At 38.3% G+C, this 11,214-nt stretch carries 13 protein-coding genes; 5 read left to right on the top strand and 8 right to left on the bottom strand.

Annotation, left to right across the window (positions count from 1 at the left end; translation table 11 throughout):
• Positions 1-55 precede the first annotated feature (55 nt).
• The 7 genes from M2139_RS04080 to M2139_RS04050 form a co-directional block, all read right to left on the bottom strand.
• On the bottom strand, positions 56-1,159 hold the full coding sequence (locus M2139_RS04080) for a BMP family protein (protein WP_280737571.1): 1,104 nt from the start codon (positions 1,157-1,159) through the stop codon (positions 56-58).
• Between the two features lie 66 nt (positions 1,160-1,225).
• Complete coding sequence (locus M2139_RS04075) at positions 1,226-1,621, bottom strand: cytidine deaminase (RefSeq protein WP_280737572.1); 396 nt, start codon at positions 1,619-1,621, stop codon at positions 1,226-1,228.
• Between the two features lies 1 nt (position 1,622).
• On the bottom strand, positions 1,623-2,288 hold the full coding sequence (gene deoC, locus M2139_RS04070; RefSeq protein ID WP_280737573.1) for a deoxyribose-phosphate aldolase: 666 nt from the start codon (positions 2,286-2,288) through the stop codon (positions 1,623-1,625).
• A gap of 201 nt (positions 2,289-2,489) precedes the next feature.
• On the bottom strand, positions 2,490-3,791 hold the full coding sequence (locus M2139_RS04065) for a pyrimidine-nucleoside phosphorylase (protein WP_280737574.1): 1,302 nt from the start codon (positions 3,789-3,791) through the stop codon (positions 2,490-2,492).
• A 163-nt stretch (positions 3,792-3,954) separates the two neighbouring features.
• Positions 3,955-4,971, bottom strand: a complete 1,017-nt coding sequence (locus tag M2139_RS04060; protein WP_280737575.1) for a LacI family DNA-binding transcriptional regulator — start codon at positions 4,969-4,971, stop codon at positions 3,955-3,957.
• A gap of 183 nt (positions 4,972-5,154) precedes the next feature.
• The gene (locus tag M2139_RS04055; RefSeq protein WP_280737577.1) at positions 5,155-5,757 is read right to left on the bottom strand and encodes a class I SAM-dependent methyltransferase; all 603 of its coding nucleotides are present in this window, start codon (positions 5,755-5,757) and stop codon (positions 5,155-5,157) included.
• Positions 5,758-5,779: 22 nt separating this feature from the next.
• Positions 5,780-6,343 (bottom strand): GDSL-type esterase/lipase family protein, encoded by a 564-nt coding sequence (locus M2139_RS04050; RefSeq protein ID WP_280737578.1) that lies wholly within the window; start codon positions 6,341-6,343, stop codon positions 5,780-5,782.
• A 270-nt stretch (positions 6,344-6,613) separates the two neighbouring features.
• On the opposite strand from M2139_RS04050, the gene coaA reads away from it, so the two are divergent.
• The 5 genes from coaA (at position 6,614) to M2139_RS04025 (ending at position 10,623) form a co-directional block, all read left to right on the top strand.
• Positions 6,614-7,537 (top strand): type I pantothenate kinase, encoded by a 924-nt coding sequence (coaA, locus tag M2139_RS04045; protein WP_280737579.1) that lies wholly within the window; start codon positions 6,614-6,616, stop codon positions 7,535-7,537.
• A 66-nt stretch (positions 7,538-7,603) separates the two neighbouring features.
• Positions 7,604-9,160: a glutamine-hydrolyzing GMP synthase gene (gene guaA / locus M2139_RS04040; protein WP_280737580.1), complete on the top strand. Its 1,557-nt coding sequence runs from the start codon at positions 7,604-7,606 to the stop codon at positions 9,158-9,160.
• A gap of 120 nt (positions 9,161-9,280) precedes the next feature.
• On the top strand, positions 9,281-9,769 hold the full coding sequence (locus tag M2139_RS04035) for a DUF4303 domain-containing protein (RefSeq protein ID WP_280737581.1): 489 nt from the start codon (positions 9,281-9,283) through the stop codon (positions 9,767-9,769).
• A 22-nt stretch (positions 9,770-9,791) separates the two neighbouring features.
• Positions 9,792-10,004, top strand: coding sequence for a hypothetical protein (locus M2139_RS04030; protein ID WP_280737582.1), 213 nt, complete (start codon positions 9,792-9,794; stop codon positions 10,002-10,004).
• A 49-nt stretch (positions 10,005-10,053) separates the two neighbouring features.
• Positions 10,054-10,623 (top strand): NAD(P)H-dependent oxidoreductase, encoded by a 570-nt coding sequence (locus M2139_RS04025; protein WP_280737610.1) that lies wholly within the window; start codon positions 10,054-10,056, stop codon positions 10,621-10,623.
• 84 nt (positions 10,624-10,707) lie between these two features.
• On the opposite strand, the gene M2139_RS04020 is transcribed toward M2139_RS04025, so the two are convergent.
• Positions 10,708-11,019, bottom strand: a complete 312-nt coding sequence (locus tag M2139_RS04020; RefSeq protein ID WP_280739530.1) for a hypothetical protein — start codon at positions 11,017-11,019, stop codon at positions 10,708-10,710.
• Positions 11,020-11,214: the final 195 nt, after the last annotated feature.

Genomic DNA, 11,214 nt, shown 5'->3' with positions numbered 1-11,214 from the left:
AATTATAGGATAGCCTTGTTGCTAAACAACAAGGCTATCTTAATGTCACTCTTTATTATTTTGCTGGTTCTTCAGGAACTTCTACGTCACCTGCGATAACTTTTTCTTTAGCGCCATCAACAGCTGCTTTAGCTTCGTCTGATAATTGGCCTTCTGTCAAGTCAACCCCACCATCAGTTAAACCATAAACTAAATGTTCGCCGCCAGGGAATTTGCCATCTAACGCACGGTCACAAATATCTTGTACAGCAGCGCCTACACCTTTAAGTGTTGATGCTAATACACAGTTGTCTTCTTTACCGTCTTTAGTTGTGTAAACACCTTCAGATGATTGATCGCTATCAACACCGATTACCCAAACTTTATCAGATTCACCCATGCTGTTTAAATCTTTAGCTTCTTGGAAAACACCAGCGCCAGTCGCGCCTGAAGCATGGAAGATTACGTCGATACCACTTTGATACATTGCAGCAGCTAACGCTTTACCTTTAGCAGCATCTGCAAATGAAGCAGCATATTTAACATCAACTGAAATGTCTTTACCTAATTCTTCAGCTGCATCAGCAACCCCTTGTTCAAAACCTGCTTGGAAGCGACCGATAACGATGCCTTCTTCCCCACCAACAAAACCAACTTTATCAGTTTGTGTTGTGTAAGCAGCAGCATAACCAGCTAAGTAAGCTGCTTCGTTATCTTTAAAAGTTGCAGAAGCAACGTTGTCAGCACCTTCAATTACGCTATCAACGATTGTAAAGTTAGTATCAGGATTTTGGCCAGCAGCCGCTTCAATTGAATCACCTAATAAGTAACCAATCCCAAAAATATTTTGGAAACCTTGTGAAACACCAGAGTCGATATTCGTTGCATAGTCAGCAGCATCGCCTGATTGAATGTAAGTATAACCGCCTACTCCTTCAGGAATATCGTGTTTTTTACCCCATTCTTGCATACCTTCCCAAGCTGATTGGTTAAATGATTTATCATCTACCCCACCAACGTCAGTGATAATTACTGCTGTAAGAGCTGCAGTATCTTTGCCGCCATCTGTACTCCCTGAGTCAGCTGTTGAGCCGCCTTTGTCTCCGCCACCACATGCAGCTAACGCTAGTGTTAGTCCTAATGTAGCTACGCCACGACTAAATAATTTTGCTTTTTTCATTTCTGTAAAGCCCCCTATTAATATAGTTTTTATTTTTTCAACAGTCAGCGACTGATTGAACCAAGATTAAAGGTCCTTGCCTACAAAGGCATAAGGTAGCAATTCTGCTACAGTTGTTTCTTTCAGCGTACCATGGTCACCAATTAAAGTGACTGGCATTTCTGGCTCACAAAATTCAGCCATCACTTGACGGCAAGCCCCGCAAGGTGAAATTGCCCGCTCAGTATGACCAGCAATTACTAAATGAGCAAACTCCCGTTCCCCTTCGGAAACAGCTTTAAAAATTGCTGTTCGTTCGGCACAATTACTCAGGCCATAAGAAGCATTTTCAATATTCAGACCTTGATAAATTTTACCAGCTTTAGTGACTAAACAAGCGCCTACTGGAAAATGTGAATAAGGAACATAAGCTTTATCTAAAGCTGCCGTTGCCACATCAAGCCATTCTTGTTTTGCTTGCATATTAATACCCCGCTGTACCAGCAGCGTCAGACATAATGGCAACCCCAGCACTTGTTCCAATTCGGGTAGCCCCTGCTTCAATCATTGCTAAGGCATCGGCTTCGCTGTAGATGCCACCAGAAGCTTTAACGCCCATTTCAGGGCCAACAGTTGCGCGCATTAAGCGGATATCTTCCACTTTAGCACCACCAGTTGAAAAACCAGTTGACGTTTTAACAAAATCAGCCCCCGCTACTTTAGCTAACTCACAAGCTTTAATAATTTCATCTTTTTCAAGTAAAGCTGTTTCGATGATAACTTTCACTAAGGCTTGATCTTTCGCAGCATTCACCACGGCTTCGATATCTTTTTGAACAATATCATATTGTTGGGCTTTTAAAGCACCAATATTAATCACCATATCTACTTCATCCGCACCATTTTTAATAGCATCGGTAGTTTCAAAAGCTTTGGTTGCAGAAGTATTAGCCCCTAAAGGAAAGCCGATTACGGTACAAACTGCCACCGGTTCCCCTTGCAATTGTTGGCTGGCGAAAGCCACCCAAGTTGGATTAATACAGACAGAATAAAAATGATATTTTTTAGCTTCTTCAATAATTTTTAAAACTGTTTCTTCTTTCGTATCCGCTTTTAACACGGTGTGATCGATCATGCGATTGATTTCCATCGTTTTTATCGCTCCTTTTATTTTTTACGCAGTGGCTGTTTGCTGAATAGTTTCAAGTCCTGCTAGCCATAAAAGTAGCGCTAGCTTTCTTCACTATCACTTATTTATGTTTTCAGCTAACGCCTGCGCTTCTTATTTAAATTTAAAAGTTCAGCCTGACAAAATTTTGACTGGTCAAAATTCTGAAATTAGCAGCTAAAACTACTCTGTTATTATATCATGAATTAGTGGTGGTTCATCCACTTGATTACCAATTTCTATATTATTATAAATTAATCTGGTGACCTCGGCAATATCTTCTGTATTACTATAAATAGTTAAGAGTGATTCGCCCTCAGTTACGGCATCGCCAACTTTTTTATTCAAAACTAAACCAACAGCGAAATCAATACTGTCTTCTTTCGTTTTGCGGCCTGCTCCTAACATCATAGCAGCAATCCCAATTTCATTGGCAACAATTCGGCGGACATAACCTGACGTTTTGGCTGGTAATTCAATTTTATATTTGGCAGTCATTAATTTAGCAGGTTCTTCAATCACCGATAAATCGCCACCTTGATTAGCTACCATTTCTTTAAACTTCGCAAAGGCTGCGCCACTGGTTAAAGCCGCTTCTAACATCTCACGAGCTTCAGCTAACGTTTCGGCTTTTTTAGCTAAAACTACCATTTGGCTACCTAAGGCATAACACATCTCAACTAAATCAGCTGGCCCGCGACCTTGTAGCGTATCAATCGCTTCAATAATCTCCAAGCTATTGCCGATTGCTCGCCCTAAAGGCTGCGACATATCAGAAATTACCGCCATCGTATTGCGCTGCGCTAATTTACCAATTCTTACCATAGTTTTCGCTAAACGTCGGGCTTCATCAAGATTTTTCATAAAAGCACCATCGCCAGTTGTTACATCTAAAACAATTGCATCGGCACCTGCCGCAATTTTTTTACTCATAATTGAGCTGGCAATTAACGGAATTGAACCAACAGTAGCCGTTACATCTCGTAAAGCATATAATTTTTTATCAGCCGGCGCTAAATTCCCTGACTGACCAATCACGGCAACATGGCTTTCATTAACAAATTTAACGAAATCCTCATCGCTTAATTCCACTTTAAAACCGGGAATCGCTTCTAATTTATCAATCGTGCCGCCAGTATAACCTAACCCGCGACCAGACATTTTAGCAACCGTCACGCCAACACTAGCAACCAACGGCGCCAAAATCAAAGTTGTCGTATCCCCCACGCCGCCAGTCGAATGTTTATCAACTTTAATCCCAGCTAAGTGTGATAAATCAATCACTTCGCCAGAATTAGCCATCGCTAAGGTTAAATTCGTAATTTCTTCATCCGTCATATCTTGATAATAAATCGCCATTAATAAGGCACTCATTTGATAATCTGGAATAGTGCCATTTGTATAGTTTTCAATAATAAATAGAATTTCTTCTTTAGTTAAAGCATGACCATCTCGTTTTTTCTCAATTAAATCGACCATTCTCATATAAAAAATCCCCCTTGGTTACAAACACAACTGTTACTTTCCTTATAACTATTTTTTCGCTTACTAATGGCACTGAAAATCCCTCTTAGTAAAACATTTTACTTGTTGATAAACCAAGCTGTAAACGATTTCCAAAACATCATAAAACATTCTCACTTAATTGTCAATTCTTAACAGGCGCGACACTTCCCCGCAACAAAAACTCCGTAGCAAACAGTTTGTTTTGCCCTTTAGTTTGCGGAAAATCAATGCGGTCCACTAAAAATTTTGCTGCATAAAAACCAATATCAAAACTTGGTTGATAAATAGTTGTTAAAGTCGGTACCGCAAACTCTGAAATTTCCACGCCATCAAAGCCCACTACCGAAATATCATCAGGAACTTTTTTACCAATTTCATGAATCGCTTGATAGCAACCTAATGCCATTTCATCATTACCACAAAAAATCGCGGTAATCTCTGACTGGGTTGCCAACAATTCCTTAGCTGCCCGATAGCCACCAGCAACTGTCAATTCCCCTTGGGTCACATACTCCTTGCGAAAAGGAATTTCCGCATCTAACAAAGCTTGCCTATAAGCATCCGTTCGCTCGGTTAATTGATAATAACCTTGCATTTCCCGCAACATGCCAATTTCCCGATGCCCAAGCGCCAACAAAGTTTCCATCGCTTGATAAGCACCACTGTATTCCTGTACGATTAAACGGTCTATTTTTCGTTGATTAATACCCCGGTCAATCAGCATCAAAGGCATTTTATCAAAAAAACCACTAGTTAACGATTTTTCAGCCGGCAAAACATGGGGCGTGGCTAAAATAATGCCATCCACCGAACGATAAATCAGCTCGTCAATATATTGTAATTCTTTGGCCTGACTATGCTTTGAATTGCACAACAAAATCATGTAGCCTAAGGGATTAAGATAACTCTCCACCCCTTCAATAATCTTTGAAAAAAACAAATTCGTCACATCAGGCACAATCATACCAATCGTTTTTGAATGGCGTTTAATCAGATTTGAAGCAAAAAAATCCGGCTTATATTGCTGCTCTTCAACAATACGTAAAACTTTTTGGCGGGTTTCCTGACTAAAACGACTGCCTTTATGATTCAAAATTTGCGAAACGGTGGTAATCGAAACGCCAGCTAAGTCAGCAATTTCTTTAATTGTTAACTTCACCGCTTCACCTCCAACGCAATCAAAAAATCTGCTTTTTTCACTCATTACTATTTTACCAAAAAATCTACAAAAATACTCCTTAATTTTTACCAATTTAGAAAAATATATTTCGCCATTTTTAAAATTTCAGCAACAACAAAAAAGAGCGCGAAACAATCTGCTTTTTGTCTCACACTCTCTGTTTTATTCTTTAACACTTTTTAAAATATAGTAACCTTTATCTTTGGTAACAATTTCCACGTTGCCGAAAACTTCTTGCATTTTTTTCTCAGCGCTAGGGGCTCCTTGTTTTTTCTGAATCACGACAGTTAAGGTGCCACCAGTTTTTAACAAGGGTTCAGCGCCACTTAAAATTTCATGAACGACTTGTTTACCAGCCCGAATCGGCGGATTACTAATAATCGCAGCGTAACTTGCTTGGTGCAACTCTTCGTAAATATTAGAAACGTGAATATCAACGTTATTCACTTGGTTTTTAGCCGCATTTTCTTGCGCCAAAGCAACAGCTCGTTGATTAATATCCACCATTTCTACCGGCAACTCATAGGCTGCCGCTAACGCCAAGCCCATTGGTCCATAGCCACAACCGACATCTAATAACGTTCCCTCTGGCAAGTCGACTGGTGAAAAAGCTTCTATTAACACCCGCGAGCCAAAATCCACCGTACCTTTTGAAAAAACACCGCTATCAGTTGTAAAACGAAAATTCTTTCCTAACAATTCAAACTGCCACTCCGCTAAGTTATGGGCGGTTGTCGGCTGCTGTGAATAATAATGATTTGTCATTCTGCTTCCCTCAAATTCCTGATTAATTGCTATCTTTCAACATTTTAACCTTTAAATCTCTAGCAATCAAGGAAGATAATAAATCATAGCCTGCTTCGGATAAATGTAAGCCGTCCGTTTGTAAAAATTCATTCACCCCAGGATAAACGGTCATATGCTGATACATATTTAAAAAACTAACGGTTTCTTTGCCCACCGCCTCAGCTGCTGCCACATATTGTTGTAGTAAGCTTTGGTCTACAGAACGAATATAAGTAGGCCCCACTAATAAAACTTTATCGGCGCCCAGTTGCTCCACTATTTTTTGCAGATTTGCTTGATATTCTGCCACCGCAACTTTTTCATCAATAATATCATTATCGCCAAAGAAAACCACCACTAAATCAGCGTTTTCTGCAGCAATCGTTGCTAACCGTCGCAAAGCATCCCGAGAAGTTTCGCCATTCACCCCATGGTTCACCCACTGATTATCAGGAAAACCCATGTTGCTTAAATGTTTCGCCGTCATTTCCGTTAAAATATCAGAATTTTGATAATTTAAATAGCCACCAGTAATACTATCACCAAATAAAACAATTTTCCTCATCAAAAATCACATCCTTTTCTCTACAACTTATACCTCTATCATACCACGAAGCTTTTTTTCAACAAATCAAAAGCATTTATGATGAAAAAAAGTGTTTGTCCTGCTAATTTCTGTTATAATAAGCCCAATGATAATCGCAAAGAATAATCAGATTAACACGCTTACTCAAAAAATGCCTGACACCACTTTAATTAACAAGTGGCCTACCAGCTTCACCAGCATTTAATAACAGCGAGCTACTTCTTATGAACTAGCTAAAAAGGAGTCCTCATGAAGGAAAAAACAAATTATTATCGGATTGCTCGTGATGAGTGGCAAGGCTTTTATCGCAATGGCAAAGCTCCTCTAACTGAAGAAGAACTAGATAATATCAAGGGTTTTAATGATAAAATTTCCATTCAAGATGTTCAAGATGTTTATGTGCCTTTAGCCCATTTAATCCAACTATATAAAAAAGAATATGAATCACTATCATTAAGTAAAGGCCTTTTTCTCCATAAATATTTACCAATTTCCCCTTTTATTATCGGGATTTCAGGAAGTGTTGCTGTGGGAAAAAGTACCACCGCCCGCTTAATTCAAACGATTTTATCTCGTACTTTTAAACGCAGTAACGTCGAATTAATTACAACGGATGGTTTTTTATATCCTAATCACGTTTTAGAAGAGCGGGGCATCATGGACCGCAAAGGTTTTCCCGAAAGTTACGATATGGAAAAATTAATTGATTTTCTTAATCGCGTAAAATCTGGCGAAGAACAAATCGAAGTTCCTATTTATTCTCACAGTGTTTATGATATTATTGAAGGAGAATTTGCTTACATCAATCAGCCCGATATTTTAATTGTCGAAGGAATTAACACCTTGCAATTACCTGCCAATCAACAAATTTACGTCAGTGACTTTTTCGATTTTTCAGTTTTCGTTGACGCCGACCCTTTGTTAATTGAAAAATGGTACTTAGAGCGTTTCGGCGCCTTGTTAGATTCCGCCTTTTTAGACCCTGACAATTATTATTATCAATACGCCATTGGCAATCGCGACGATGCCTTTCAAATGGCTCGCGGTGTTTGGAAAAATGTCAATTTGAAAAATTTAGAAGAATACATCTTGCCGACACGCGGCCGAGCGGATGTTATTCTGCATAAAACTGAAAATCATATTATTGATGAAATCTACATGCGGCGTTATTAATCAACTAGCTTTTCAGAGGGAAGCTCCTCTTGAGATAAAAAACTAAAATGAATCGAGGTCGATACTGTGACAAACGTTGCCAAAATGACAAACGTTGAAAAAATTATTGTATTAGATTACGGTAGTCAATATAATCAATTGATTACCCGACGAATTCGTGAATTCGGTGTCTTTTCGGAACTATTAAGCCACCGCATCACAGCTGACGAAGTTCGTCAAATGCAGCCTAAAGGAATTATTCTTTCTGGTGGCCCTAACAGTGTTTACGATGAAAATGCTTTTGGGATTGACCCTGAAATCCTTGAACTAGGGATTCCAATTTTAGGGATTTGCTACGGCATGCAACTATTAACTTATAAATTAGACGGCAAAGTTGAACCTGCGCAAAATCGGGAATACGGTAAAGCAGAATTGGAAGTTACGGCTAAAGACGCTTCGCTTTTCCAAAGCACACCTGCTAAACAAGTAGTGTGGATGAGCCACGGTGATTTAGTCACTGCAATTCCGGAAGGTTTTGAAGTTGTCGGCACTAGTAAAGATTGTCCGATTGCTGCTATTCAAGATTTGAGCCGCAATTTCTACGGCGTTCAATTCCACCCAGAAGTGCAACACTCAGAATACGGCAATGATTTATTACGTCATTTTGCTTTTGATGTTTGTCAATGCACTGGCGACTGGAGCATGGGTAGCTTTATTGATATGGAAATTGCTAAAGTCCGCGAAAAAGTCGGCGATCGTAAAGTCTTATTAGGCTTATCCGGCGGAGTTGATTCTAGCGTCGTTGGGGTTTTACTACAAAAAGCGATTGGCGACCAATTAACATGTATTTTCGTTGACCACGGTTTATTGCGTAAAGGCGAAGCTGAACAAGTAATGGAAAGCCTTGGCGGAAAATTCGGTTTAAACATCATTAAAGTTGATGCCAAAGAACGCTTCTTAACTAAATTAGCTGGCGTTTCTGACCCAGAAGAAAAACGCAAAATCATCGGCAACGAATTTGTCTATGTCTTTGACGACGAAGCCACTAAATTAAAAGGCATTGATTTCTTAGCGCAAGGTACCTTGTACACTGACGTTATCGAAAGTGGTACCGAAACAGCACAAACAATCAAATCCCACCACAACGTTGGTGGCCTGCCTGAAGATATGCAATTTGAATTAATCGAACCTTTAAATACGTTATTTAAAGATGAAGTTCGCGCACTAGGAACTGAATTAGGGATGCCTGACGAAATCGTTTGGCGCCAACCTTTCCCAGGCCCTGGCTTAGGAATCCGCGTCCTTGGTGAAATTTCTGAAGATAAATTAGAAATCGTGAGAGAATCTGATGCTATCTTACGTGAAGAAATCGCTCTAGCTGGCTTAGACCGCGATATTTGGCAATATTTCACAGTCCTACCTGGTATGCGTAGTGTTGGGGTGATGGGTGATGGCCGAACTTACGATTACACAGTCGGAATCCGGGCGGTAACTTCTATTGATGGTATGACCGCTGACTTTGCAAGAATCCCGTGGGATGTGTTACAAAAAATCTCCGTTCGTATCGTTAATGAAGTCGGTCACGTCAATCGAATTGTGTATGATATTACGAGTAAACCCCCAGCAACAGTCGAGTGGGAGTGAGTTTACAAACGTTGATATGTCAACATTTGTAACAAATAGCGCTGCAATTTATCCCTGAAAAGTCAGTCAGAAATGGCTGGCTTTTTAACTTATACACTGTAGACATGGAGAATGATAAAAATGGAAATTGATACAAAAAAGATAGTTGAATTTGCGACTAATGGCGTCACAATTTTTTTGAATGATAATCCTACTTTAGAGTTTTATGCTTTTGCATTCGATTGTAATGCTGAGGATGCCGAAATCAATTTATGTTTCAACACCGAAGAGGCTTTCTCAGAAACATTGTCACATTATCAAACAGGAAATAATGCTGACTATTACAAAAACGAAGAGAACATCCAGCGTTTAAAATTCAATACAGGAGATTGGAAATTCCAATGTTTCGATACTCTTTATGTATTTGATGATGAAGAACTAACAACTATTTTTAATAACCTTTATCCTAATGGTGTGCAAGATGATTACCAAGCCTGGAAATCTTTCATAAAAAATTCACTTGAATCCTTCACCCAGACTCTTATTCAGTTTTCGAAAACTGATGTGTTTAAACTACCAACTTTAAATTCTATTGTATTGACCATGATGAGGATGTTGAAGATGCTTTGAAAAGAATGAAGTAATTGACTATTTGAATCATTTCAATTTAAAAGACAGTAGTATTATTTCCATTACCAATAGCTCCAACTCAACTATTGCCAAGCTTTCTGATGTTAATATCCCTTACTATGTCTCTCGGGAAGAGTTGGATGGCGCCGATATTACTTCTCAAGTTCCTGCTTTATTTACTATTGAATATTTGGCAAAAGAAGTTCGCAAGAAAATGAAGCAGAAAAAAGGATAGTTTTTTTTACTACTATCTATATTTTCATTATTAAACGGAGGGTACCCCTATCAACATATTAATCATTTACGCTCATCCCAATAAATCAAGCTATAACAATGCCATACTGGAAACTTTTAAAGAAAATATTTCCGCTGCTCATCATTTTAAAATTCTTGATTTGTATCAAGAAGATTTTAATCCTGTACTTTATTTTGATGAAAATAATAGAAGGCGTGATTTACAATTCGACCCAACTACTCAAAAGTACCGAGATGATTTGACTTGGGCAAATCATTTAGTTTTTATTTATCCGATTTGGTGGAGCAGCATGCCAGCTATTTTAAAAGGCTATATTGATCGAGTATTCGCAAAAGGATTTGCTTATGAATACAAAGGAATTCGTCCAGTTGCTTTATTAACTAATAAAACCGCAACGATTGTAACGACCCATGATACACCTAATTTTTATGTTAAACTATTTCAAAAAGATTATGGCAAAGTTCTAAATAAACAAATCCTTAAAATGTGTGGTATCAAAGTAACTTCTACACTTACCATGCCATTTCTTCGTAATGCCAACGAAACCAAACGAGAAAATTTTTTACTGCAACTAGCCAAACACGCTAAAACTTTATAAACTAAAACAGGAGCATCAATCAGCCCCCCCTAATTGATGCTCCTGTTTTTTTCGTTGAAATACTTCATCACTTAAATTAATTTCCTAAACTCTTTCTCTTTTAGACTCATAAGCAAGAATAACAATCATCATCAAAAAAACGGGCATTGCTATAAAAAGTCCATACACACTGCTAAAATAAGTTGTAAAACCTGTTTGCGAAATAATATACTCAACAGGTGTAATAAGCATTCCTAATATAACAGCGCTGACTATTGAAAGCATTAGTAATAAATTCGACTGCTTCGTTTTAAGGAAAATTAATAATCCACCTAAATATATAATAAATAAAATCAGAAATAACTTATCAGAAAATATATATTGAAAACCATTCAGCTTCGTTAACTCAAGCGCCATCTCATCAACTGAATATCCCCAAGGAAGAAACAAGCTAAGTAAACACTAAAATGATTTTTTTCATGACTACTCCTCCGATAATTAGTGTTGTCCCTTTAAACAGTATCTAACTATAAATATAAACTAAAATTCAGCAAAAACAAGCAAGTTTCTTATAAGTCAAATTATTTAGAAAAAAAGCACCGTTACTTGTCT

This window comes from Enterococcus sp. PF1-24 (assembly GCF_029893325.1).
Taxonomy (GTDB): Bacteria; Bacillota; Bacilli; order Lactobacillales; family Enterococcaceae; genus HY326.
Note: the sequence above shows the minus strand (reverse complement) of the source record. Positions and strands in the feature narration are given on the sequence as shown.